This window comes from Alteromonas alvinellae (genome assembly GCF_902705805.1).
The window spans coordinates 1-26043 of record NZ_CACSIH010000262.1; the positions used below are offsets into that span (position 1 = coordinate 1).

23 protein-coding genes are annotated in these 26043 nt (G+C 44.1%); 12 read left to right on the forward strand and 11 right to left on the reverse strand.

The window, feature by feature from the left end; all coding sequences use genetic code 11:
• Positions 1-281 precede the first annotated feature (281 nt).
• From ACX5KA_RS20445 to ACX5KA_RS20455, 3 genes are all read right to left on the reverse strand, one after another.
• Positions 282-818 (reverse strand): DUF3592 domain-containing protein, encoded by a 537-nt coding sequence (locus ACX5KA_RS20445; RefSeq protein ID WP_458732078.1) that lies wholly within the window; start codon positions 816-818, stop codon positions 282-284.
• A gap of 57 nt (positions 819-875) precedes the next feature.
• Positions 876-2309 (reverse strand): hypothetical protein, encoded by a 1434-nt coding sequence (locus tag ACX5KA_RS20450; protein ID WP_458732079.1) that lies wholly within the window; start codon positions 2307-2309, stop codon positions 876-878.
• A gap of 78 nt (positions 2310-2387) precedes the next feature.
• Complete coding sequence (locus ACX5KA_RS20455) at positions 2388-3848, reverse strand: DUF3336 domain-containing protein (protein WP_318486453.1); 1461 nt, start codon at positions 3846-3848, stop codon at positions 2388-2390.
• A 414-nt stretch (positions 3849-4262) separates the two neighbouring features.
• Between ACX5KA_RS20455 and ACX5KA_RS20460 the strand changes: the two genes are divergently transcribed.
• The 3 genes from ACX5KA_RS20460 to ACX5KA_RS20470 are packed head-to-tail and all read left to right on the forward strand — an operon-like array spanning position 4263 to position 7643.
• The gene (locus ACX5KA_RS20460; protein ID WP_061095407.1) at positions 4263-5471 is read left to right on the forward strand and encodes a DUF445 domain-containing protein; all 1209 of its coding nucleotides are present in this window, start codon (positions 4263-4265) and stop codon (positions 5469-5471) included.
• 56 nt (positions 5472-5527) lie between these two features.
• The gene (locus ACX5KA_RS20465) at positions 5528-6193 is read left to right on the forward strand and encodes a TetR/AcrR family transcriptional regulator (RefSeq protein WP_014976915.1); all 666 of its coding nucleotides are present in this window, start codon (positions 5528-5530) and stop codon (positions 6191-6193) included.
• 10 nt (positions 6194-6203) lie between these two features.
• Positions 6204-7643, forward strand: a complete 1440-nt coding sequence (locus tag ACX5KA_RS20470; protein ID WP_458732080.1) for a wax ester/triacylglycerol synthase domain-containing protein — start codon at positions 6204-6206, stop codon at positions 7641-7643.
• A gap of 28 nt (positions 7644-7671) precedes the next feature.
• Here the strand turns inward: ACX5KA_RS20470 and ACX5KA_RS20475 are convergent, their stop codons facing one another.
• Entirely contained in the window at positions 7672-8397 is a 726-nt protein-coding gene (locus ACX5KA_RS20475) for a DUF1439 domain-containing protein (protein WP_458732081.1), read from the reverse strand.
• A 214-nt stretch (positions 8398-8611) separates the two neighbouring features.
• Between ACX5KA_RS20475 and ACX5KA_RS20480 the strand changes: the two genes are divergently transcribed.
• Complete coding sequence (locus tag ACX5KA_RS20480) at positions 8612-10264, forward strand: GMC family oxidoreductase (protein WP_039222748.1); 1653 nt, start codon at positions 8612-8614, stop codon at positions 10262-10264.
• Positions 10265-10411: 147 nt separating this feature from the next.
• On the opposite strand, the gene ACX5KA_RS20485 is transcribed toward ACX5KA_RS20480, so the two are convergent.
• A complete protein-coding gene (locus ACX5KA_RS20485; RefSeq protein WP_458732082.1) occupies positions 10412-11017 on the reverse strand; it encodes a TetR/AcrR family transcriptional regulator in 606 nt (201 codons plus the stop codon).
• A 138-nt stretch (positions 11018-11155) separates the two neighbouring features.
• On the opposite strand from ACX5KA_RS20485, the gene ACX5KA_RS20490 reads away from it, so the two are divergent.
• From ACX5KA_RS20490 to ACX5KA_RS20500, 3 genes are all read left to right on the forward strand, one after another.
• Entirely contained in the window at positions 11156-11995 is an 840-nt protein-coding gene (locus tag ACX5KA_RS20490; protein ID WP_458732083.1) for a crotonase/enoyl-CoA hydratase family protein, read from the forward strand.
• Positions 11996-12113: 118 nt separating this feature from the next.
• Positions 12114-14156 carry an oxidoreductase gene (locus ACX5KA_RS20495; RefSeq protein WP_458732084.1) on the forward strand — a complete coding sequence of 681 codons (2043 nt, stop codon included), beginning with the start codon at positions 12114-12116 and terminating at the stop codon, positions 14154-14156.
• A gap of 207 nt (positions 14157-14363) precedes the next feature.
• Positions 14364-14726 carry a HopJ type III effector protein gene (locus ACX5KA_RS20500; RefSeq protein ID WP_458732085.1) on the forward strand — a complete coding sequence of 121 codons (363 nt, stop codon included), beginning with the start codon at positions 14364-14366 and terminating at the stop codon, positions 14724-14726.
• A gap of 71 nt (positions 14727-14797) precedes the next feature.
• Here ACX5KA_RS20500 and ACX5KA_RS20505 read toward each other — a convergent pair whose 3' ends face one another.
• The 5 genes from ACX5KA_RS20505 to ACX5KA_RS20525 form a co-directional block, all read right to left on the reverse strand.
• Entirely contained in the window at positions 14798-15355 is a 558-nt protein-coding gene (locus tag ACX5KA_RS20505; RefSeq protein WP_458732086.1) for a tetratricopeptide repeat protein, read from the reverse strand.
• Complete coding sequence (locus ACX5KA_RS20510; RefSeq protein WP_458732087.1) at positions 15321-15968, reverse strand: multiheme c-type cytochrome; 648 nt, start codon at positions 15966-15968, stop codon at positions 15321-15323. The genes ACX5KA_RS20505 and ACX5KA_RS20510 overlap by 35 nt, the downstream gene beginning before the upstream one ends.
• Before the next feature lie 77 nt (positions 15969-16045).
• Complete coding sequence (locus ACX5KA_RS20515; RefSeq protein WP_458732088.1) at positions 16046-17266, reverse strand: retropepsin-like aspartic protease family protein; 1221 nt, start codon at positions 17264-17266, stop codon at positions 16046-16048.
• Positions 17263-17712 carry an acyl-CoA thioesterase gene (locus tag ACX5KA_RS20520; protein ID WP_039222736.1) on the reverse strand — a complete coding sequence of 150 codons (450 nt, stop codon included), beginning with the start codon at positions 17710-17712 and terminating at the stop codon, positions 17263-17265. The genes ACX5KA_RS20515 and ACX5KA_RS20520 overlap by 4 nt, the downstream gene beginning before the upstream one ends.
• Before the next feature lie 66 nt (positions 17713-17778).
• Positions 17779-18489, reverse strand: coding sequence for an FFLEELY motif protein (locus ACX5KA_RS20525; protein ID WP_039222734.1), 711 nt, complete (start codon positions 18487-18489; stop codon positions 17779-17781).
• Between the two features lie 155 nt (positions 18490-18644).
• On the opposite strand from ACX5KA_RS20525, the gene ACX5KA_RS20530 reads away from it, so the two are divergent.
• The 4 genes from ACX5KA_RS20530 (at position 18645) to ACX5KA_RS20545 (ending at position 21211) form a co-directional block, all read left to right on the forward strand.
• Positions 18645-19253, forward strand: a complete 609-nt coding sequence (locus tag ACX5KA_RS20530; protein WP_458732089.1) for an elongation factor P hydroxylase — start codon at positions 18645-18647, stop codon at positions 19251-19253.
• Positions 19250-20398: an ATP-NAD kinase family protein gene (locus tag ACX5KA_RS20535; protein ID WP_039222730.1), complete on the forward strand. Its 1149-nt coding sequence runs from the start codon at positions 19250-19252 to the stop codon at positions 20396-20398. Before ACX5KA_RS20530 ends, ACX5KA_RS20535 begins: the two co-directional genes overlap by 4 nt.
• Before the next feature lie 120 nt (positions 20399-20518).
• The gene (locus ACX5KA_RS20540; RefSeq protein WP_039222728.1) at positions 20519-20812 is read left to right on the forward strand and encodes a YfcL family protein; all 294 of its coding nucleotides are present in this window, start codon (positions 20519-20521) and stop codon (positions 20810-20812) included.
• Complete coding sequence (locus tag ACX5KA_RS20545; RefSeq protein ID WP_458732090.1) at positions 20813-21211, forward strand: insulinase family protein; 399 nt, start codon at positions 20813-20815, stop codon at positions 21209-21211.
• On the opposite strand, the gene ACX5KA_RS20550 is transcribed toward ACX5KA_RS20545, so the two are convergent.
• Entirely contained in the window at positions 21201-21542 is a 342-nt protein-coding gene (locus ACX5KA_RS20550) for a carboxymuconolactone decarboxylase family protein (protein ID WP_039222723.1), read from the reverse strand. The two genes, ACX5KA_RS20545 and ACX5KA_RS20550, sit on opposite strands and share 11 nt — an antisense overlap.
• Before the next feature lie 377 nt (positions 21543-21919).
• Here ACX5KA_RS20550 and ACX5KA_RS20555 point away from each other — a divergent pair, with 377 nt between their 5' ends.
• Positions 21920-26041 (forward strand): hybrid sensor histidine kinase/response regulator, encoded by a 4122-nt coding sequence (locus ACX5KA_RS20555; RefSeq protein WP_458732091.1) that lies wholly within the window; start codon positions 21920-21922, stop codon positions 26039-26041.
• Positions 26042-26043: the final 2 nt, after the last annotated feature.

A 26043-nucleotide genomic window follows, 5' to 3' on the forward strand; every position in this document is an offset into this window, starting at 1 on the left:
CGACCGATCGGATTCACCGAAATACGCAGCAGCTAGTTCTCCTGTAATAGTAATTTCGTCATCCGCTTTCATACTTAAATTCCCTTTTGAATAATAAAAACGAGTATAAGAAATATTAATGCCGTAGACTACGCATAGAGATAGTTGTATTTGAGTTTGGCTTTACGTCTTTCAGCAGAGGCGTTAAAGAAAATATGAAACGGAGATGTCAATAATTTAAGTAAGCGAACTGTATGTGCCAACAGTAGCTCTTCAAGTGTAACGAGATTAGTTCAAAGTAATCAGCGCTTATATTTCAACTTGAAATTAAGAATGTACACTAACCAAAGAAAGACCGACCAAGAAATAAGAAAAACGACAAGCAACATCGACATATGTTCCCAAATAATACCTTTGATCAAAACCGACTGTGCCTCGTTATTTGGGTTTATGTAAATCTCAATTGGTTCAGAAGCTGCAAACTTTCTCATTAACTCATACCCTAATTCAAGCATAAAGCCATCGTCGTATATATCATCCCAAGTAACTTTTCTTCCGATATGTTCTTGGCCACTAGTATTGTATTTATAAAGGATACGAGGCGTGTATAAAGTATATTGACTTCGATTATCTTTAGTCGTTGTTGTAATCATTTCGTCAATATATACATTTATTAAAGTTGCTTTGATAGGAACCCAATTCATTGAAGAGATTGGGCCAGCTAACCCTTTAAAGACTTGTATTGAAAAGACGATGACAAAAATTAGGGCAATCAAAGCGACAAAACAGACCCCCAATCTTGCTTTTCTAAGTTGTGCTCGGCTTACCTCAATAGTCATAAAAACGTAACGTCCAGTCCATGTTTTATCATATTTTTATAGAAGAATATTTACTCGCTAATTGTTCTTCGCCCACAGATTCTGATGTTTTTTAAAACCAAAAAAGTCGTACGGTTCCCAAAAGCTTGGTACTAAATCATCAATAGCATCTGGCGTGAAATTGCTCGACAACTGGCTCATGATTTCGCCCAATCTGTCTTGACCCACCCGCATTAACTTTTTTCTGTTAGCCGGGAAGTACAAGTTTCTCCCTTTGGGGATAATCTCCTGAGCACCGCTAGTTATATACTTCTGATTTCTTGTCACCACTTTACATAAAGGCTCGGCTGGATTTTTTGGGTTGAGACCAATCACTATGGCGCATTCGTATTGGTCCTTTTCTTGTCCTTTTTCATTTACCGGAATATAAGTAATACCGAAGCCTTGAGGGAAGTAGCCCACAAGTTCAACAAAGTCCTGTGCTAACTGTTTATTTAGGCCCCCTTTCTTCGCCAGTTGTTCAATTAGCATATACCCCTTGGGTAGGCTCATTCGCGAGTAGTCTGACTTGGTTGAAAGCACAATGGAAACGTAAATTTGAGGGATCTTTACAATCTCGCCTAAGCCGGATTTTGACACAAAGGCGTCTTTAACCAAACTCAGCAAAAACTCGCTAGCGTCTTTGTGCGTTTTATTGAAACGGTCTCTCTCTTCTTTGTTGTTACCTACGTAGTTAGGCTGTCCTAAACCATCTGATAAGTAACGTAACGTAAAGTGATAGTTCAGCTTCAGCAGGTCTTTGCGCTGTGATTCATCTAATAAACGAAACTCATCTAGGTCGCCGTTTTCACCTTTTAATATGGTTTGTGCAGCAGGGCTTTGTAAGCCAATATCTTGCAGAAGCGCTGCGGTGATTAGAGGGCGTCCAAGCTCAATTTTCCATTTATCTCGCCAATAGCGGTTTCCGCGAAAGCGAGAGGCGGCTTCACGGTACTTGGATAAATATTTGTGGGCAATTGTATCGTGCTCTAATAATCTATCGACCAAGCGCAACGTTAAAACAGCCTTGTAGAGCGGCTTGAAGCGCATGTGCACTTTAGCAAAACTACCCTCAGGGCCTCGTGTGAGCAACATGAGTGTACCCAGTAGCTTTGCACTAAGCTGCTGTGTTTCTTGCCAATTGTCACCCTCACAAAGCTCAATAATTTTTGTACTTACAGCGTCAAGTCGTTCTAGCCTTGCTAGGCGCTCTTCTTCCAGTTTTTCTGAACTATTTCTTATCTGCTTGGTAAGCTGCTCGGCAAGCACCTCTCTGTCTTTATTACCTTCTATTAACTTAAGCTGAGCTTTTAAGTCTTCAATATGCTGCTCTAAAGAGGGAGTAACTGAAAAATAATGACTAGCATCCTCAAAAACCGAGCCATAGCCCGTATCTTTAGGATAAATCATGTTGATAAGCTGCTTTACTTGCTGCGTGTAAATATTGTCGGGGTTTTGGCTTTGTGCGCTCACCGTCGTCCTTTCAAATGATGCTGCGAATTACCCTTGTTTTGTGTTGGGTAACCCAGGTCAGGTCAGCGCTGCATTAGGTTACTTAACCTCATGTCCGAGCTCCACTGCCTCACGTTTTTTCAATTGGCCTAAATGATACCGTAAATTTTCACTAATTTTGGTATTTCTTTTTATAACATGTAGTTGCGGCCATGAAGCCCGCTCTCCACTGACAATTAACTGGCTAATGCTGTCACGGGTGGGGTTAGACAATACCTGCGATAAATTTCGTATTTGCCGCTTGGGTAAAATATTAATATTGCCGACATACTGTTGATCAATAATAGAACGTACTTTGTGAATTGCTAGCTTAGCGCTCTTATTCCCAGTTAAGCGCTCAATGACATCAATAGCGAAAATACTATTAGTCTTTGCCAGTTGCCCAATATGACGTGCCGACATATCCCAAAGCGAGTTGGGATCAATGCGGTTTGCAGATATAAACGGCACTGCTAAGGGGTTTGTTTGGCTTACGATACTGTGATTTACACCATATAGCCTAGCCAAGCGCTCAAAGGGGAGATCTGCCATTATTGAGCCATCAGCAAAACGACGATTAGGGATATAAGGCACTATATCGCCTGATAGGGTTTTTGCTCTTAGCTGTACGGGGCTGAAAATCACTGGGACCGCGCAGGATGCTCGTACCGCTTGAGTAATAATGGCATTCGGTGAGGTTTTAGCGTTTAACAAGCGCGAATGTTGATGAAGGTCGGCAGGGGATACCGTCACAGTAATGTGTCGACCTGTTTTCTTAAAAGCCTCTTCGAAGGTAGTGAGGTCGAAAAGTTCAATCAGCGCGTTTTCGAGCACGGAACTATCAAATAGCCCTTTCTTTCCAAGACCGGCAAAGCTTCGCCAGTGTTTAAAAGTCTCGTAAATAAAGTCGGCGCTGAGTGCTTCTAATAATTGGTCGTGAGTTCGCGTACCCAACATGGCTGCGATGATAGAACCAGCGCTGGAGCCAGACACTACAGTAGGTAACAAATTCTTTTCGTTTAATGACTTAACCACGCCAGCATGGAAAAAGCCTAAGCCTGCGCCACCTGAAAGCATAAGGCAGCTGCGCCCGAAGGCGTGTGCAGTCTCTTCAAAAAATGACAGTTTCTCGTAAAAGTCTACATCTTGCTCATCGGCGTGATAAATTTGCTCTAGCGCCAATATCACTTCGTCAATAAACTGTTCAATAAGATATTTAGTGCCTATTTTACACTGGGTAAGTAATACGGGGTTGGCAATGTTGCCTAAATTGCCGTGTAGCCCCTCGTGCAGAATCGACATAAGCGCATGTAAATCGCCTTTGCCTCTGGCAAGCTGTAGACGCTGAACCCGTTTGCGAATTAGTTTGTAGTCGTAGTCATCGCTAGCGTCTTCGGCTTTCCATTCCTCAGCACCAGACAATGCATCGTGCGCTAAGCACGCGGCCTCATATTCATCATAATTGCCTGCATGCTCGATTTCATGTTCAAGCTTTTTTAACCGCAAGTCGAATACTGCCATGACGAGTACCTATTTTTGATTGATGAGGGCAGTGCCTTCTACTCATTGAAAAAAGTACACTGACCCGAAAAACACCAGCAAAACGATAGTTTTCACTTAGAACGCAGTTCTCAAAAATTACAGGTCTTTAAATGTCTCTATAACGAAGACTCAAAGCAAGGGCATGAGAACAGCGGTCCATACACTATTTTGAGTGTATGGCGTAAATTTAGAATTCACTACCTAATCGTTTGTTGTTGAGAAAACTGATGCACTTTAGGTGAATCACACAAGGTCAAACATTCTAACTTTTAGACTTTCATTTAGCTGTTTTCAATCAACAATTAGCAGTAATTTCACTTTTTACATTGACCATTTCATAAGCACTCAGTAGCCTGAGAGAGAAAATAACAAATTGGACAACATGTTCGTAGTATGGAATGGAACTTTGAAACGCTAAGTCTGCTATCAATTCCTTTAATTAGCGCTATTGTTGGATGGCTAACCAACTATCTGGCGGTAAAAATGATGTTTTACCCCATTGAGTTTGTTGGTATTAAGCCTTTCTTAGGGTGGCAGGGACTCATTCCTGCGAAGCGCCGCCAAATGGCCGAGATTGAGGTTGAGCTAGTGCTAGGCAAACTGCTTAGTGTTGAAGAGTTAGCGCAGCGTTTAGACGCAGACGAGCTCACTAAAGCAATTGAGCGGCGTTTAAGTCAAGTTATTCGCAAAGTCGTTAACGATGTAATGGCAGAATCTGCGCCTCAACTTTGGGCTGCGTTACCTGTACAGGGCAAAAATTTAGTCTATCAACGTATCAAAAACGACATTCCTAATGTGGTTCATAAAATGGTGGACGATTTTCAGCACAATGTTTCAGAAATTTTAGATATTAAAGAGCTGGTGGTAGAGCAGCTGGTGAATGCGCCCGAGCTCGTTAATGAAATTTTCTTAACGGCAGGCAGCAAAGAGTTTCCGTTTATTGTGCGTTCTGGCTTCTATTTTGGCTTTTTGTTTGGTTTGCCCACCATGCTACTTTGGTATTTCTACCAAGCATGGTGGATTCTGCCGTTCGGTGGGCTGCTTGTGGGTTATGCCACTAATTGGATTGCTATCAAAATCATATTCGAACCCAAACGCCCAAGAAAACTGGGGCCGATTACTATTCAAGGTATGTTTTTAAAGCGCCAAAAAGAAGTGTCCGAAGTCTATTCAAACATTATTGAAGAAAAGCTTATAACGCCTAAAAACATCACCCATGTAATCTTGCATGGTTCAGGCTCAGCCCAGCTTTTAGAACTCATTGAGCTTCATGTCAACGACGCTATTGAACGCTATGTTGCTATAGCGCAACCGTATTTTGCGCTGGGTGTGGGGTCAGAAAATTACCATAAAATGAAGGCATTAGCGGTGCGTCAGATATTTGATAATTCTGATAAGTATCTGCTTTATGCGTTTGATTACGCTAATAATGCTATGCAGATTGGGCACGATTTAAGTGAGCGCATGCAGGCGTTAAGTGTTGAAGAATTTGAAGGCGTTTTGCGCCCAGCCTATCAACAGGATGAGTGGAAGCTCATCGTCACCGGCGCTATTCTAGGTATGGTAGCTGGTATTGCTCAACTCTATCTGGTGTTTATGTAGCGTGTTTCACGAATAAAAAATTAACGCACTGGGTTGGCAAAGGATTGAACTAAATTATGAAAACCGCGCAGAAAATACTTCTCACCGCGCTAACCTTATTTAACGAGCACGGCGAAAACACTGTTACCAGTGTTGATATCGCCATTGAGCTGGATATTAGTCCGGGGAATCTCTACTACCACTTTAAAGGCAAGGACAGCCTGGTTAACGCGTTGATGAAAATGCATGAGCAGCAGATGCAGAAGATACTAAGCCGAGAAAAGCTCGATACACTTCATCCTGAAGAAATTATGTATTACCTGTATTTGCTTATAGATAGTATTCATGTATTTCGCTTTTTCTACCGTAGCCCGGCTGACTTAGCAGAAAAATATCCCAGTATCGTGCGCCCTAGACAGCACATATTGTCTAGCTTGAATAAGCAATTAGCGTTTCTTTTTGAGTCACTATCGAAACGAGACATTCTTATTGCCTCAAAGGCAGACAGGGCACTTATGGTGGATTTAATGTCCTTAATCATCACACAGTCTTGTCAATTTGATGAATTAAACAGCCATATGGATAGTACGATGCAGCGCTATCATGCCTTGTCGCTAATGATGGTAAGCGTATTGCCAAGGTTGGCACTGTCCGATGAACAAAAACAGCAGTTAGAACAGATGCTCGACTCTCATGACTTCATGAGAGATGCCTCAACCCCGTCACCCCTCGACTTCGCGTAAAGGAATAGTAATGGCAAAAACGCTCAGTTTCTTAGATAAGTCATTTTGGATAACCGAGTCAGACGAGAATCCAAAACACGTAGCTTGCTTGCAGCTACTTGCCATACCTAAAGGGGCAAAAAGTACCGAATATGTCCCTCAATTATTCCAGGAAATAAGAAGCTTTGCCCGTGCTACTTCTCCCTTCAACTGTGCGGTAAAAACGGTATTGGGGTACCCGGTGGGGTTTGCGCCGGTAAAAAAGCTCAACATGGATTATCACGTTCAAATTCATCGTGTGGCTGATGTTACAAACCGCGAAGCACTCGATGCGTTTGTAGCAAGATTACATGCTTCGCGGTTAGATCCCGACAAGCCCCTTTGGCAATACCATTTCATCTTTGATGACAACAGCGAGACGTTTGCTATTTATGCGCGGGTTCATCATATGTATGGCGATGGGGCAACCTTAGTGCGCTGGTTCCAAACGGGATATGTATCAAACTCTCATGAGACTAAGTTCACACCGGTATGGGCAGTAAAACGACTGCGCCATAAGCGCAGAGAGCCTGTGAGCTTTTACAAGCGCTTAGTGGGAGTGGGTTACGCGCTTAAAACCGCGCTCGATTTGCTAATTATCTTTATTCGCATATTCATGAAAGTGCTGCGAGTAAACCCACATTATATGCCTATTCCCTTCACTGGTACGAAAACAGTACTGACTGGACAAGTAAAAGCGGGAAGGGCTGTGGCTACCATGGACTTAGACTTTAAGCGAGTGAAAGCCCTGGCAAGGCGGACGCGCTCCACGGCAAACGAGGTGTTGCTATGTGCCTTCGATATTGGCGTACATAAGCTGCTGCAAGACCACGGGCAAGTATTTAAAAAAGCCTTGTTCACCAATATGCCAATTAATTTGCGTAAACCTGGCGAGAAAACCACGGGTAATAAGATAGCTATTGTGCCGGTGCAGCTTGCTCACGGCGAAACTGATCCTTACTTACGCTTGCGCCAAATCGTAGTGAACCACCGCATTGTAAAACATGCAGCGCAGCACGCGCGGCCTGCAGCATTTAGTGGCTATACCATTGTGATTCAATCGCTTGCATTGGTCTTTGAGTGGTTAAGGCTATCTAGCGTAGTCAAACCCATTGCAAACATTCTAATTTCAAACGTCCCTGGCCCTAAAGATACAAGATATTTGAAAGATGCAGAGCTTCTGGCTTGCTACCCCATTTCTACCATGACGCCTGGTGGCGGGGTAAATATTACGCTCATGACATATGCAGGCACGGCAAATGTGGGATTAGTGTGCTGCAATAAGAATATTGAGTCGCTACAGCCGTTAGCGCGCTACGTTAAAGAGGCGTTCGATATGCTTGAAGCAAGTGTGGACGATCCCAGGCTAAACATCGACGATATTGGTGAACAGGTGGATACCGTCCCTGTCTCTATTGTATCAGATCACTAGCATGCATTGTTCCAAACAGTAATCGTTGTCACTCAATGAGATAGAAGCGCAGTACGTCGTCTTCTACACGCACGTTTTGTCCAGCTTTTGAGAACAGAACCTCGCGCCAATGGTCGTTACGCATAGTATGGCTTAAGTCTTCCTGCTTAATTTGCTTTTTAATGGCGCTGTCAATGAGAGGGATGTGGTAGTCCAACACTGCTTGTTTCGAGCCAGATAAATAGACCTGCAAATAGTCTGCAGCAATATCAGACGTTCCGGCACTAAAAAGCGAAAGGGCCGACTTTAACGACCCGCCAAGCAGTGTGTTTACACTTTTAGGGAAGAAGCGCGACATCAGAAATTGCGTGTCTTTAATCAACGCGTAATCATCGTTAACTAGAGTAACGCTGTCAGTGGTGACGTCGGTCAAATAAAGTGTACTCATATTTTTGTCGTAATAGGGGGAAGCCGACACGGTAAATACAACATGAGCGCGATAAATAGTCGTGGTGGCAACCACAATATTAAGCGCAGAGAGGCACTGCAGACCAATACGGTTGCTTTCACTATCTAGCGTGATATTTCCTTCAAGCACGGTAACCGTGCCAGTTCCCATGGGGATATCGAAAGTGAATGAGTAAGGAAAGCTGCCTTTTACGAGGTCATGAAGCTCTGATTTCGTGAAGTCGTCGTGCGTCAGCTTGCCCCATTTCACAAGCCATTGTGCAAGGTAGACTTTACATTTGTCTTTAAACGATAGGTTTTGGGTCAACGTTCATTCTTAGCCTAAATCTACTAGGCGGTGGCTTGTTGTTAGTTTTTTCAGAGTAGGGGCTACTTCGATATAGCACTTAAGTTATCAGGATTATTAGATTTTTTAAATCTTACAATTTAAGTCTTTTCTTGGCGAAGTGTTGTTTGGTAATCTGGTCGTACCACAACGTTTTTTTAACATTTAATAGTCTTGCCCTCAAGGAGTTGGCGAAATGAGCGAAGTACTGAGCAAATACGATTACATTATTGTAGGCGGCGGTTCTGCGGGCGCGGTGCTTGCCACCCGTTTATCAGAAAACCCCGCGTTAGATATTTTGCTATTAGAGGCTGGCTCAAAGGATACTAATCCGCTCATTCATATCCCGTTTGGGTTATCTTTACTCAGTAGATTTGAGGGGATTGGCTGGGGTTATCACACGGCACCCCAAAAAGAGATGTATGACAGAGAACTGTTCTGGCCACGCGGTAAAACCTTGGGCGGCAGCAGTTCGGTTAACGCAATGTGTTATATTCGCGGGCAAAAAGAAGACTACGATCGCTGGGCTACTGAAGAAGGGGCTGAAGGTTGGTCATTTGATGATGTACTGCCTTATTTCAAACGCTCTGAGAATTTTGAAGAAGGTGCTGATGAATACCACGGCACAGGCGGCCCACTCAATGTTAGCAAGCTTAGGCATACCAGCGTATTGTCGGACGCATTTGTTAACGCAGCCTCGTTTGCAGGCTATCAACAGCTTGACGACTTTAACCGAGACGATAGAGAGGGGCTAGGCTACTACCATGTTACTCAGGCCAACGGACAGCGCTGTTCTACAGCAAAAGGATATTTAACGCAGGCCAAGCACCGCAACAACCTAACTGTACTTACAAGAGTCGCTGCCGAAAAGGTGCTATTAAAAGAAGGGCGTGCTATTGGCGTTCAGGTACGCGAAAAAGGTGTAGTAAATCGCTACTTTGCTAAAAGTGAAGTTATTCTTTGCGGTGGCGCGATTAATTCACCACAACTTCTCATGCTTTCGGGTATAGGACCCAGAGCAGAGCTAGAAGAAAAGGGGATCTTTGTACAACAAGACCTGCCGGGTGTGGGTCAAAACTTACAAGACCATCTTGATGCAATTGTACAGTATACCTGCAAAGCCAGAGAGGGCTATGCCGTGGCGTTAGGGGCCTTGCCTTCCTACGTAAAAGCCACCGCAGACTATGCGTTTAGGCGCAAAGGTATTTTCTCGTCCAACATTGCCGAAGCAGGTGGCTTTGTTAGCTCAAGCTTAGCGACACAAGGTCCAGACATACAGTTTCACTTTCTACCGGCAATTTTAAACGACCATGGAAGACAGTTAGCTTTTGGTTACGGTTATGGCCTTCACGTATGCTGTCTATACCCCAAAAGCCGCGGCACTATTTCGCTTCAAAGCAACCATCCTGCTGATCAAGCCCTTATTGACCCCAATTATTTGACTGCAGAGGAAGATCAGCAAGTCATGATTGAAGGTGTGCGCATTGCCCGTAAGCTGCTATCTGCGCCAGACTTCGACAAGTTCCAAGGTAGTGAACTATATCCTGGGGAAGAGGCACAAACAGATGAAGAAATATTAGAATTTTTACGTGAGCGCGCAGAAACCATCTATCACCCGATTGGTACTTGTAAAATGGGCAGTGATGACGATGAGATGGCCGTGGTTGATACCCAATTGCGGGTAAGAGGTATAGCAGGTCTTAGAGTGGTAGATGCCTCGGTGATGCCCAGTCTAATTGGCGGTAATACCAATGCGCCTACCGTTATGATTGCTGAACGTGCTGCAGAGTTTATTAAAGCCGCACATGAAGGGCAGCCGGTTTCTCTAGCTAGAGCAGAATCGGCGTAATTCGATAAAAGGAACAAGAGCGAGGAACTGTCTCGCTCTGGGCTGTTTATTTGCTCTAGGCAGTTTATTTGCTCTAGGCAGTGTAAATACCCTAGAGATTGTATAGGCAGTTCGGTGTGCCCAAAAAAGCGTAAAAAATGGCGCTGCTTATGGCTGTTTTTGCATAAACAAATCTGCTGCACAATCACACATTTCCTCGATATGACTGCTGTCAGCGTATATACCATCAATAAGCAATCGTGCAATCCCGTGTAACGTGCCCCAAGTAACCTGTGCGAGTCTCAGCGCATCCTGATTATTCGGGAGAAGCCCTTTATCTTGCCAATAGCGCGTCATCGTCACCTGAAACTGAAAGCAGGGAAATGCAACATCTTTCAGGTCGTTGGTCGCCGCTTGGTTTTGCCAGATAGTGCGACCAAACATCAATTCGTACATCTCTGGGTTGTCGGCAGCGTAGCCAATGTATTCGTGCACAAATTCGCGGAAACGTGCCTGCGGTGTTTTGTCTTCTTGTTCGAAGATTCGTTTAGCTGCGGTATGCCAATCGCTAAAGCCTTTGGCTGCAATGGCGCTTAAAAGCGCACTCTTGTCTTTAAAATGGTGATAGGGCGCAGTACGTGACACTCCGGCATCTTCTGCCAGCTTTCTAAGCGATAAACTATCAACGCCGTGTTCAGAAAGGCGCGCGGTAGCCGCTTCTATCAGCGCGCTGCGCAGGTCGCCGTGATGGTAGCTTTGTACTGCATTAGCCATAAACCCGATGTTTCCATTTTCAAAATTGAGACGAATAGATAACGTTTTATCTTGACACTGTCAACATAGCCTTTTATCTTGACGCTGTCTAGTTTGCAAATTTGTTAACAGGAACAGCCCAAGGAGACAGCGCAAACCATGAAGTACTCTACATTAGAAGTAAAACAAGAGGGCCATATTGCCCACGTAGTACTTAATCGCCCCGATGCAATGAACAGCATGATCCCAGAGTTCTGGACGGAATTGCCAGCGGCTATTCGTGAAATAGACGATGAAGGCAATGCCCGTGTCATTGTTATTTCATCTACGGGTAAGCATTTCTCTGCCGGTATGGATTTATCGGTGTTCCTGAATATGAAAGAAGACTTTAAGGGCGACCCGTCGCGCAGAGCAGAGCGTATGCGCCGTATGGTGATGTTGCTTCAAGATAGCTTTACTGCCATAGAGCAGGCACGTATGCCGGTTATTGGGGCCGTGCAGGGGGGGGCGATTGGTGGTGCAGTAGATTTGCTTAGTGCATGTGACATGCGCTATTGCACCCAAGACGCCTTTTTCACCATAAAAGAAACACAGTTAGGTATGACGGCGGACGTAGGCACACTACAACGCCTACCAAAGCTTATCCCTATTGGAATTGTTAAAGAGTTGGCTTATACAAGTCGCAATTTTGGTGCAGCGGAAGCGCAGCAGCTTGGCTTTGTAAATCAGGTATTTGACGACCAAGAATCAATGCTAGACGCAGTGATGAAAATAGCGCAGCAGATTGCAATGAATTCGCCGTTAGCAGTTTCAGGCACCAAGACTATGATTAACTACGCGGTAGAACACACGGTGGCAGAGAGCTTGAACTATATGGCCACATGGCAAGCGGGCATGTTCCAAATGGAAGATGTGTTTAAAGCCATGGAAGCGCAGAAAACCAAAACGCTGCCGGAATATCCGCCATTACACCCAGCTATTAAGAAAATGAATTCGTAAAAGAATGTAATTCGTTGAATTACATAGCGCCTTCAGAGAAAGAGCGCATTAGATAAGAATATTTAAACAGGCTTTTTAACGGCTTTTATAAAGCCAAAACGACTTTCAGGAATGTATCATGAATCAGACCGTTACCGATCATCCCGTTTACCCTCATTTATTTCGTCCGTTAGATTTAGGCTTTACCACTCTTAAAAACCGCGTGCTTATGGGCTCTATGCACACGGGCTTAGAAGAATTACCTGATGGCCACAAACGCATGGCGGCATTCTATGGCGAACGTGCTAGAGGTGGTGTAGGTCTTATCGTTACAGGTGGTATTGGGCCAAATGAAGAGGGTGCTACTCACCCATCAACATTTCGATTAGATACAGACGAAGCGGTTAAAAACCATAAAGAAGTGACTGACGCGGTTCACATAGCAGGCGGTAAAATCTGTATGCAAATTCTGCATACGGGCCGCTATGCGTATAGCCCTAAGCTTGTTGCACCTTCTGCGGTTCAAGCGCCTATTAATCCGTTTAAGCCAAAAGCGCTTGAAGCAGACGAGATAGAAAAGCAAATTAAAGATTTCATCACTGCCGCAACCCAAGCCCAGCGTGCGGGTTACGATGGCGTTGAGATAATGGGGTCTGAGGGGTATTTCCTTAATCAGTTTATTGCTAGACGAACTAACCACCGCGATGATGAATGGGGCGGTGAATACGAAAACCGTATACGTTTGCCAATTGAAGTGGTACGCCGCGTGCGCGAGGCGGTAGGCAAGAACTTTATCATTATTTATCGTTTGTCGATGCTTGACCTCGTGGAAGGTGGCTCTACTTATGATGAAGTCGTGCAGCTTGGCAAAGAAATCGAAAAAGCCGGTGCCACTATTATTAACACCGGTATTGGCTGGCACGAAGCGCGTATCCCAACCATTGCCACTAAAGTACCGCGAGCGGCATTTACGTGGGTTACCGCAAAATTCCGAGAGGCGCTCTCAATTCCGGTAATCACATCGAACCGTATCAACACGCCTGAAGTGGCTGAAGACGTGCTGTCCCGCGGCGATGCTGACATGGTGTCTATGGCACGTCCGTTCTTGGCAGACCCTGACTTCGTCCGCAAAGCCCAGCAAAATAAAGCCGACGAAATTAATACCTGTATTGGTTGTAACCAGGCCTGCCTTGACCATGTATTCAACGGCAAAATGACCAGCTGTTTGGTAAACCCTCGTGCGTGTCATGAGCTTGAAATTAACATCAAGCCTGCAGAAACCAAAAAGCGTATTGCTGTAGTAGGCGCAGGCCCGGCTGGATTAGCAGCGGCAGTGACCTCTGCCGAGCGCGGTCACGATGTTGTGATTTATGATGCATCTAGTGAAATTGGTGGGCAATTTAATATTGCCAAACAAATTCCAGGTAAAGAAGAGTTCTACGAAACGCTACGTTATTTTAAGCGCCAGATTGAGCTTCATAAAAATATTACTCTCAAATTGAATACTTACGTTGATGCGGCTGCGCTAAACGATGAAGGATTCGATGAAGTGATGATTGCGACGGGCATTAAGCCGCGCACGCCAGCGATTGAAGGTATTGAGCACGAAAAAGTGCTGACCTATATCGAAGTATTGAAGGAAAAGAAACCCGTTGGCAATAAGGTGGCCATTATCGGTGCTGGTGGTATTGGTTTTGATACCGCGGAGTACTTGTCTCATGGCAAAGAAACGCCAAGCCAAGATATTCCTGCATTTATGAAAGAGTGGGGTATTGATATGACCTTCTCGGCTCGCGCGGGCATTGAAGGTGTTAAGCCGCAGCCGGAGCCGTCTCCGAGAGAGATTTTCCTATTACAGCGCAAGACAACTAAAGTTGGCGCGGGTTTAGGTAAGACAACGGGGTGGGCACACCGAGTAGGCTTGCTAGCCAAAGGCGTGACCATGATCCCAGGTGTGAGCTACGACAAAATTGATGATGAAGGGCTACACATTACGGTAGAAGGCAATAGCCAAGTATTGCCGGTAGATAACATCATCATCTGTGCAGGCCAAGAGCCGATGCGTGATATCGTTGAAGGCTTAAACATGCCTTACCACTTAATAGGTGGTGCCGATGAAGCGATGGAGCTAGATGCTAAACGCGCCATTGACCAAGGTACACGGGTATGTGCTGCGGTTTAATGCCCTAGTGCAAAAAACACAGTCAGAAATATAAGTGCCTCATTTAGAGGTGCTTAAGATTGTTGGTAACCCCTCTTTTTCGGAGGGGTTTATTTTTTCTAGTCGCCGAAAGCCGTTATTTTTATATAAAAACTGAAACCAAACCAGTTTCCGCCTGTTGAAGTTACCAAGACCTGCTATTATCGTTTCTTTTTTTTTGAGATAAATATGACGTTCAGCAACACTCAAGACTTAGTTCAAGCCGTTAGCAATTCACCAGAGACTATCGAGTTTAACGACGTTATTGCGCTTATCGATAGCGCGTTTGTTTTCACGCCCACCGCTTTCACTAATGGTGACGTGAAAAACGAAGCAAATCAGAACAACGGCTCTTGCAAACTGCTCGCACTCGGTCAGCATTTAAACCTAAACCAAGCGCAAACCCTAGCCTTATTTGGGCGCTTTTATCGTGAAGACGTACTTACAAACCCAGATGGTAACGACCACGCTAATATCCGTAACTTTATGAAAACGGGGCATGAGGGCGTGGCGTTTGAGACATTTCCATTAGTTGTAGTAAATGCCGATTAGTGGCTTTTTACAGGTAGTACGCTTGCCCATTAAGACATGCAAAGCATTACCTCAGTAATGCGGCAAGTTGTCTACCGCCTAACTTTAGACTGGAATAAGCGGTACGACGCTTCATCGCCTATTTTTTGTGAAAGTGACAACCCCAAGCTGATAAGCGAATTATCAGGCTGCCTCTTTATGGCTTTTTTTAGCACGCTGAGCGCGCTTTTCGTCTGACCTACACTATCTAAAGCAAGGGCGTAAATATACCAATTTTGTGGGTTGTCAGGGCCAAGTTCTGTTGCTTTTTTAAAGAGTGTAACTGCAGTTGGTTTATCTTGTTTACGAACATGCAGCATGCCTAACGAATAATGGATGAGCGCGCTATCAGGCAAATTGCTCATCCCATCAATGAGGGTTTGTTCTTCTAACTGAAGTTTATTTTGAGCGCGATACAATTCGGCCAAGTTGATGTAGTTCGCCTCAAAGTAAGGATCTACAGTTAGACCTTGTTTTAGCAGCTTTTCTGTTTGATGAATATTGCCGAGCTGATATTCAACCAGACTTTGATTGAGGTTACCTTCGCCCCGCCATTGATTTACGGTATTCGACAATCTAAGTTCTTTTAGCGCTTTGTGTATTTGCAGCATAATGCGATGCCATATCACCGTGGCAAGATGCGCACGACACATTGATTTCATCAAACTGGCTGTCGAATGTAAGCGTCTTAGTGTCAAAATTACGCTTTAGACCGCTTGAGGGGCAGTCTGCACACATACCATTCCAGTTTTGCATCGGTTGTTTCCAATGCAACCTGTCTATAGGAGTAATATCTTCAGATGGATAATTGGGGTACCAACGTTGGCCGCCTTTTGATTTGTCGCGAGCATCCCAAGCAAAAGGAAAAACTTGAAGATTACCTGCTTGTGTTTCGATGAGGTATTGCTGCAACGGAAAATGACCAAAAACATAAGTAATCGGATAGATATTCGTACTTCCTGCTTCTGTCAACTCTGCAAAAAATTTACCGTCGTTTTTGAAAAAGCGTGCGTTCTGCGTAAAGTGAGTTATAGAAACATTATCGAAATTGGCAAGCACGGTCTTATCATCAGCATGGGCCATTGCTTTAGCGTGGTCTGATTGTTGCCACAACGTAACTTGTTCCTGATGGCAGCTCACACAATTAGCATACTCTTGTGCATGTATACTTCTAACTAAACCTGTTAGATAAATTATGCTGAAAAGAAAAACCAACCGTGGCATTACAACTGCTGTCTGAATATTTGTGAACTTTTGAACTTTATCACAGGGCACGAGCAGCGTTAAACAAAGTTTGCGCGCTAATTATCACGCTCTGTTAAGATCAATTCACTAGACTGGGGCATTATTGCAAAGTCAAATTGGCCTAAGACGTTCATTCCCAATAATCCATCAGAATCGGGTAATGCGTCTTCGGGCAGCACGATGGCAGAAACATCGTTGAACTCATAGCCAGCAAAGTAAAATCGCGGTATTTGTACTAGTGGAGCTTCAATTGTTCCTGACGCGGTTCTAACGTTGAAGTTACCGATAAACGTGAGGTTGCGCATACGACCCAAGCGAGCAAACAATCGCGATGATATGGCAGTGGTACTGGCACCCGTATCTAAAATCATGGTGGCTTTTTGGTTAAGCGCCTTTGCTTCAAGGCGATATTGGTCACCAATACGCTGCAAAGCTACGCGAGTTTGATAACGTGCGGCCTCAGCGTCTGGTGGCGCTAGTTCGCTTTCGTTTGGCGTGTTATCTGTGTTGGCGATATCGCGCATTTCATAGGCTTTATTGCGAATGATATTTGCGTCTCTATCGTTTAATGGCAGGGCGGCAAGCACGTCTTCCATTAACGTAAGCTTTTGCTGATAGGCGTAGGCTTCAGCCAGGTTAAGAGTGTAGTGTTTCGCGTCGGGTATGCGCTGATATAAAGGTTCGTTCAATCTTGCTACCAGTTCCCATTGTTCGTCTTGACTTAACTGCGTTTGTGCCTGTTGATACAAGGTAGCAATTTTTGTGTCTATAAATGTCAGTGTTTCGTTTGAAAGAGGCAGTTCAGCTAAGTCGTAGTAATGGACAAGTGCTGTCGGAAGCGGTTTCGTAAGTTCAATTAGCTCACCTTCTAGCAACAGTAGTGACTCATTAAGCGGGTCATTTTTCAAATACTTTGTAAGCTCAGTGGCGAGCAACGCATACTGTCCGTCATTAAGTAGAGTCGTTAAGGCTACTATATCATTTTGGCCAATTTGTCGTTTAGATAAGCGCAAATCTTCACGCTCATTTGACGGTATGCTAGTTCTGTCAGCGTTTGGATAAGAGGTAGATTCACGTTGTTTGTTGAATGGCTCTATATTCCCTCTCGCCTGAGTTTCACTTTCTTGCGCTGCCTCATGTTGTAAACGATGCTCATAGTCTGCTTCTAGCTTATAAGCGCCGTCATTGTGCTGCTTTAAGTTAATCCATAGGTAAACATTGATGCCTAACGACACACATAGAAAAAGTGTAAGCAGAACTGCGAGCCATGTTTTCATTGTTGTTCACACGCCTTTCCATATACGTCCACAAATTGCTTAGGCATTCGTTTAGGCGCGCCAGTATCAAGGCTGACGCATACAAATGTGGTTATAGCATCAAATACGGTTTTGTTTCGCTTTGGGCAGATAAATTGAAACTGGCGTTTCAAGGTAAGTTTGCTATCGCAATGCACTATCCAAGTTGCGCATTCTAATGTATCTCCAAGATGTGTTGGTAGATGATAGTTAAGTTCGTGACGCTTTATCACCATACCTCTGTTTAGCGCCTGATAATCAGCAAACTGCAAGCCAAGTGCGTTTGAATGGGCCCAAGCTAAGCTTTCGAGCTGCGACAGGTACGCTACATTATTCACATGCTGATAGTGGTCGATGTGTGTTTCATCAATATGCCATTGCTGCACGTAGGGGTTGTCTAACATCCAATTAAGCGTTGGGTTGCTCAAACCTTTTCCTTACTCATATGTTTTGCTTTGATCCTACCTTGTTTCTTCACATCATGGTAATGCGCCTCATACCACAGGCAGAGGGTTTTCTTCAGGTAACGTCAATTCATCACTCAATAACGTTTGCATTATCGCCTTTTCACGCACCAACACCGGCTGAATAAAGCTTTGCACATCACCAAGTGCTTTAAATGCATTGAACCCTCGCTCCAAAAATTCGTGTAGAGCCAGTAAGCCCGCTAATTTAGCTGGGCGGCGGGATAACGAAATCAACATACCTATACCACGAATCTTTATCACGTCAGAGAGTTGATCGCCCAAATGGGAAATTATGTCGATTTGATGCTCTCTTTCTTCCATTCTGCCCACATTTCGATAAGCCAAAGCGTAGTTATCTCGGTTGATGGGGGCCCCAGGAAAATGACGTTGTAAGTACTGGGCCATTGCCATATCTAAATCGAATGATAATGCATTTAATGATAAAGCATCGTCCATAGCGTTCATGGCTTTGTCGGGCAACACTTTCGCGAGCTTCGGAATTACGCGAACTAGGTCTGCGTCACGCTGGCTAAAATCTTTCGGCCCGTATAATTCATCTACAAAAAACGCCATGGCTTTTTGATAACGTTTTTGCTGCGCCAAATCGTCGTGCGTTACCAGTAGGCGTTCGCACTGCCAATGCTGCAGTTGATGAATGATAGGCATAACGCCCAGCTGATTGGCCAAATCACGAAGGGCATTTACCCGATGAATATGTTTAATTATCTCTTGCGCCAAATGACAAACTCCCTGTTGAGCTAGTGTGGCTTATCCGCTGTTGTAAACCTAGATTGACCTAAGCAAGCGTCCCTTTCAAGTGAGATGGCAAAGTTTTACTGGTATACTCTGCTGCCATTAGTTTAGCCCGCTTATTTAGATTTTTAATAAACGTAATGAACAGTCAAAGTAGTCAGTCATCATTGAACAATGTTCTTAACAACGAGACCGCTAGTGCGCAGCACCCGGGTATAGAAAAAGACAGCGATGTACCCACGTTAATATCACTATTTAATAGCACGTTTGAAGATTTCAATACGCGCTTGGTTTTGGGTGATGATGAACCTATTTACATCCCAGCGGGTAGCGAAAAGCCTTACCATCAAATCGTCTTTGCTCATGGTTTTTTTTCGAGTGCCTTACATGAAATTGCGCATTGGTGTATTGCAGGAAAAAAGCGTAGGCTTTTAGAAGATTACGGTTACTGGTATTGCCCTGATGGCCGCGATGCAGCGCAGCAAGCAGACTTTGAAAAAGTAGAAATTAAGCCACAAGCCATCGAATGGGCGTTCACCGAAGCCGCAGGCAGAAAATTTCAGGTGAGTACGGATAATTTAAATGGCGCAGAACCCGACAGAGAAGGCTTTACTAAAAATGTTGCTGCACAGCTAGCACTTTATAAAGCCCATGGCTTTCCGCCTAGAGCTGAACGTTTTATCAACGCCTTAGCAACCACTTTTTGCAAAAAGACACACGATGATGCCACTGGAGCAGATGCCGCATGATAAATAATGATTCTGACCGCTCAGCCATTTTTAAACTTGGTATTCTGGTAAACCCTTTTGCGGGTATAGGCGGAGCCCTTGCTCTTAAAGGTAGCGACGGTGCAGAAATTAGAGAAAAAGCATTGGCGATGGGAGCAGAGAAGAAAGCCAATGAAAAAATGGCAAAAGCACTCAGTATCCTTGAAGCATTGTCGGGGAAATTTACCGTAGTGACAGCGGCGGGCGATATGGGCGAAACAGTCTGTGAATCGCTAGGTATTCCTTATGAGGTAATTTACACGCCTAGTGCTGCACAAACCGAGGGCGAAGATTCAGAGCGCGCAGCGAAGGCGATGGTCGAGGCAAACGTCGACTTGCTGCTGTTTGCAGGCGGCGACGGCACAGCCCGTAATATCTGTAGCGTAGTCGGCACACAAGTCCCCGTGTTGGGTGTGCCCGCCGGTTGCAAAATTCATTCTGGCGTTTACTGCGTGTCGCCGTCAGCGGCAGGGCAGGTAGTAAGTCAGATGATCGCAGGCGAGCTCGTGAGTGAAATGGATGCCGAAGTACGTGATATTGACGAAAACGCATTTCGCGAGGGCAAAGTTATTGCCAAACACTATGGTGAAATGCGCGTACCGGCAGAACTCACTTATGTTCAAGCCGTAAAAATGGGCGGCAAAGAAGACGAAGCGCTGGTATTGGACGACATTGCTGCTTATGTCAGCGAAATTATGGAAGATGAACCTGACACCTATTTTGTTATGGGCTCTGGTTCGACCGTAGGTGCGGTTATGGATTTCCTTGGCTTAGACAATACTTTGCTAGGTGTTGACGTGGTTAAACAAGGTGAGTTAATCGCAAGTGACGTGACTGCCAGCGAACTAATTGCGCTGACAAAAGACAAACCCACCAAAGTGATTTTGACGGTTATTGGTGGTCAAGGGCACATTTTAGGGCGTGGGAATCAACAGTTAAGCCCAGCGTTTATTCGGCAAATTGGCAAACAAAATATGCTTGTTGTCGCCACTAAGCAAAAACTGCAGGCATTAAACGGAAAACCGCTTCGCTTAGACTCAAGCGACGCGGCGCTAGACGTTGAACTAGCAGGCGCGTTCTCGGTTATTACGGGCTACAAAGACAAAGTGCTTTGCCAAGGAGTTTAAAGACTCAGTCCAAAATAACCAGGCTGATAGATTACTTTTAAAACCAAATTTAATGATCTCGAACTAATAATAGAAATTTAGAAATAAAGAACTGAAATTAACAACAGGAAGGAGTAAGACGTGTTACCACCTGCTGCAGCACCAGAAAGTGTCGTTAAAGCTATCGCAAATATTGAGGCATCGCTTGATGACGTGGTAAATCACGGTAGTGATGACGAACTATTTATTGCCAGCTACTTGCAAGGCCATTTTGCCGTTGAGGCTCGCCAATTAGAGATGCAAGAGGGCGCTACTGTTGCGATGCTTAATGACAAAATGCTCGAAAGCCTTAATAGTGCTTTCGCTAACAATGAATTAGAAAACGAAGATGCAAAGCAAGTGAAAGCGCTTTGGGCACGATTAGTCGCAATGTAATTGCGGCTTTTTCAGCTAACGTTTCTTCCAAAAAAACTATCTCAGAGTGCGTCCTTTTTACCCTTTTTACAATCCATAACAGTTTTATTTGCGCTAACCTTATTTCCGCCGCTTATCTACGGAGAAGATCATGCTTATGATATCCTGTTTACTGGTACCAGAACCGAACAAGACGTACAAACGATTACGCGAGGTGACCTTGTCAACTTTAAAAACACGTGGTTACGCCCCGACAACGCGACAATTTTTGTCGTTGGCGACACTACGTTAGATGCCATAAAACCCATGCTTGAAAAAGAGTTTGGTAAATGGAAAGTGAAAGGTAACAAAGGCACGAAACAATTTGAACGAAAGGGCCGAGGAATTACTCGGCCTTTTTTATTCAGAATTATTCACTAAATTCGTCAAAAGCACGTAAAGCATCGGCAGCATACATAAATGATGGGCCGCCTCCCATATAGACGGACATACCGCACACTTCTTCGATTTCTTCACGGGTAGCACCTAAATGCACTAGCGCTTTAGCATGAAAGCCTATGCAGCCATCACATCGTGTTGCGATGCCAATGGCAAGGGCAATAAGCTCTTTCGTTTTTTTATCTAACGCGCCGTCGGCGGTCGCCGCTTTGGCCATATCAGAAAATCCCTTCATGACTTCTGGCACGCCTTTTTTAACTTCGGCTAGATAAGGATTCAAACTATCGGTAATTTCTTTATATGACTTCGTCATAGCGTTCCCCTGATGAAAATGTAATGGATTATTAGGCTTGAACATCTATAGATACTCAGGCTTAATCTAAATAAAATTCAAAGCAAATCTTATCGTTCAATACGCACCTATTTTAGTCAAAATGTTAATAGTGCGTTATGACGTAAGTCAATAACTGTCAAGGATATCGTACAAATGCGCCTTTTGTTGAATGGTTCGAAAGACCAGAATGCACTAAAGTGAAGGCAGTTTAATTTATCGCCTTGATTCTTATTTTGAAGCTCCTCTTATCTGCTAACAAAGCAAAAATTATCCGTTCTCTCGAGCGCACGATTGCAATTTTTCTAATCAATCTGTTTTGTGTTTCGTTAGTGTTTGCGTCGGAGTCAAATAAGTTAATGAATGAGTATGCGGTCGAACTTTTAACCGCTGAAGATGGCTTTGTTTCATCAGAAATCTATTCCATAGTCCAAGACCGCCAAGGTTTCCTTTGGTTTGGTACCGCGGAAAATGGCCTGATGCGATACGACGGCCGCAACGTAAAGCTCTTTGAGTCAAATAGCGAAAACGAGCAAAGTCTTTCTCATAACGATGCCGGCAACTTAATGTTGGATGCTGAGGGCAATATTTGGGTGGGAACGTGGGGCGGTGGTGTCAACAAATACGAGCCTACAACTGGTCGGTTTGTACGCTACTCAAACGTGCCTAACGAAGCAGACTCTTTATCATCAAACCGAATACAGTCACTTTTTCAAGATAGCACAGGTGATATCTGGCTGGGATCTTACGATAAAGGGCTTAATCGTTTTTTGGGCAATGGGCGATTCCAGCGAGTTCAAAAAATACCTGGAGTTAAAAATAGCCTTTCCCATAATCGCATTTGGGACATCATTGATAACGATGCCGATAGTCTTTGGGTAGCAACCAGCTATGGGGTTAATTTACTCGATAAAAAAACGTTAAACGCCAAGCATTTCCTGCCGGATCCGAAAAATAAAACGGCTACAGGCGCAAACGAAATACGCAGCTTACTCCGTACATCTTCTCATCAAATATTTGTCGCGACGCAAAATGGGCCTTTCTTATTTCTTCCCAGTTCCGGTGTTTTTCTGCCTCAAACAACACGAGATGGTGAATCATTAAGTCAAGTAAACTCAATGATCGAGGATCATGATGGCCAAATATGGTTCGTCACCACCGAGGGACTGTATCGTCATGCCAGAGAGGGGAACTATGTTGAGAAGGTCGATTTTGGTTATGAAAACGGCCTTCGTATTATCTTTGAAGACCATACTAAAACCAAGTGGATTACCAGTGAGGTTCATGGGATTTTTAAGTTCTCTCCTCGCGGTAAATTAAAACAAATCAATAGTGAATTACTAACCGCACCAAGCGGTATCGCACTTGATAACAGCGATAAAAATGTCGATGTACTTATCGTCACGGCAAACGCCGACGTGTTCAAATGGAAAGTTAAAGAAGAGCTCCTGCAAAAAGAACACGATTCGGTATTCAAAGAGCTTGAAGGTTATAAAGAGCGTGGGGTTATAGAAAGACCAATTATAGTGCCTGATCAAGCGGGTTTTCTGTGGGTCGCACAAGACAACTTTGTGGCCAAAGTCGACCGACGCACTAAAACAGTAAGTCGAATTGAATACCCTAATACTGACAGTGATTATCGCCAGTTTCGAGAGTTTAGAGCGCTTGAACTAGATAATGACGGTAATGTTTGGATTGGTACCTACAAGCACGGTATCTACATTTACAACAAACTTTCCGGGGAGTACAAGCATCTCACAACCAAAGACGGTTTAACGCATCCAGAAATTCACAGCCTATACAAAGACGCTAGCGGTAATATGTGGGTGGGCACGGGGGGAGGTGTGAATTTGTGGTCAGTTAATAGTCAAAGTTTCACGTTTTTTAGTGGCGCAGAGGACCATGCGGGAAGTTTAGTTGATAGCATTGTTGAAGATATCCACCAAACGAGTGATGGAGAAATATGGGTAGCAACACAAAGGGGGTTGTTCAAATATCTCGCAGAGTCTAAATCCTTTCAGCATTTTAGTGAGAAAAATGGGCTGCCCACCACCTTAATAAGAGCGATCGCTGATGGCGACGACGGCAGACTGTGGCTTACCACTAATAAAGGTGTTCTTCTCTATAACCCCGACACACAAAATGTTATTAGCTACAACCGTACTACAGATTTGGCAGGCAAAAACTTTTACTCAGATAGTTTAGTTAAAGCGAGTGGAAAAACTTTCTTTACGAGTAGTCAGCGGGGAATAGAGTACTTCAAATACAACCAAGAGCAAACCGACGCCGTTAGCGCAAACATAGTTCTCACTGGTTTTAAAAAGATGGGGGAATCGGTAGAGCTCGATAAGCCGCTGTCTTATGTCACTGATATCGACCTTTCTTATGAAGATTACTTTTTTTCATTAGATTTTGCGCTTTTGGATTTTTCAGATCCTAAGCGTGCCCGCTTCGCTTACAAATTAGAAGGGTACGATGAGCAGTGGATTGATATTGGAAATCATGACTCGGTGTCGTTTACCAACTTAAATGGTGGTGACTACAGATTACTCGTAAAAGCCATGAAACCAAATGGAGAGTGGGGTGATGATACTTTATCCTTAAATTTGCATGTGGCCGTAGCACCATGGAAAAGCTGGTGGGCATACACTATCTATGGCTTAATTTTGTTAGGTATGGTTGTTTCGGTGATTTACCTGCGCACCCGCTTACAACAAACAGAAATTACAAAACAAAAGCGCTTTGTTCATGCACTAGAGCAGCAGGTATCTGAAAAAACCGCATCGCTAAAAGCGCAAGCCAACCATTTGAAGCAAGCACTAGAACAAGCAGAAGAAGCAACGAAACTGAAGTCTGAATTTCTTGCCAATATGAGCCATGAAATTAGGACGCCGATGAATGGCGTTATAGGTATGCTCGGTCTGTTGAAGAAGAGTGAGCTTACTGCAGAACAGAATCAGCGGTTAAACATTGCTAGGTCTAGTGCTAACTCATTGCTCGTACTCATTAATGATATTTTAGACTTTTCGAAGATAGAAGCGGGCAAGCTTGAGCTAGAGTCGGTAGATTTTGACCTAAGGGCGTTAGTGGAGAGTGTTGCGCTATCAGTAGCTCACTCGGCACAAGAAAAAGGTTTAGAAGTGATCGTTGATGTCCTTAAAGTTAACGATACAAAGATACATTCAGATCCAAACCGAATTCAACAAATTCTGACTAACCTTTTAAGTAATGCCGTTAAATTCACTGAACAGGGTGAGATATACATTGCTGCAAAGTTACTTCCAAGTGATGTTGAAAGTGAAGCTATACTTCACTTAACCGTAAAAGATACGGGTATAGGTATACCAGAATCAAAACTTCCTCATTTATTTGACGCCTTTACTCAAGTAGATGCCTCTACAACCAGGCGCTTTGGAGGAACTGGACTTGGTTTAAGTATAACTAGGAAACTGTGTCAGCTATTGGGAGGGGACATAAGCGTTACGTCAGAGCTTGGCAAAGGAAGTTGCTTCAACGTTATATGTAAAGTTTCGGGTTCGGAGGAAAGCATGAAACTGCAACCCGAACTTGTTAAAGAAAACATACGTTGCCTAGTGGTAGATAACAATGCGTCAACAAGACAATCCATGCAAACTCAGCTTGAATATTGGGGGGTGAATGCGTTAACTACATCATCATTAGAAGAGGCGGCAGCGCTTTGCTCAGCTGATGAGGGCAGTGAACAAGACCCGTTTAATATTGATATTTTGTTCTTGGAAAAAGTGGTTGTTGAAAACGAGCAATACAACCAGTTACTGAACGTTGAGGGTGTCGAAAACTTAAAGCACGGTCGTATTATTCTGATGACTAAACTGAGCGATGTCGATAGCTACAGCGAGTATAGAGGACTGCCAATAGACGAGTGTCTGCCTAAGCCCATAACAACTTCAGATTTACTAAGAATACTTGAAACTACGGTAGGTAAAGCCGGTACGCGAAACGATGTGCATACACAGCCTTTAGTTATGGGTACTATAGATTCTGCGGAGCAACATTCAGATGAAGCGCCAGTAGAGCTAGAAACTGAAAATAGCCCCCTCGCTAGCGAAGCAACACGCATTTTGTTAGTTGAAGATAACGCGATAAATCAACTGGTTGCTACTAATGCGCTCGAAAGCGAAGGCTATCGGGTAGATGTGGCAAACAACGGTCTAGAAGCGTTAAATATGTTGAAGTGCAGTGATCCTAAAGCACAATACAGCGCAATTATTATGGATTGCCAAATGCCCGAAATGGATGGGTTTGAAGCAACTCAATGCATTCGTGAAGGCGCGGCGGGAGATATTTACAAAAATACGCCCATAATCGCGATGACGGCCAATGCCATGCAAAGCGACAAAGATATGTGCATGGCAGCAGGTATGGACGACTTTCTTACCAAGCCCATCGATAATCAGAAAGTAACGTCGACCTTACAGAAATGGCTAAACAAAAATAACTAGGC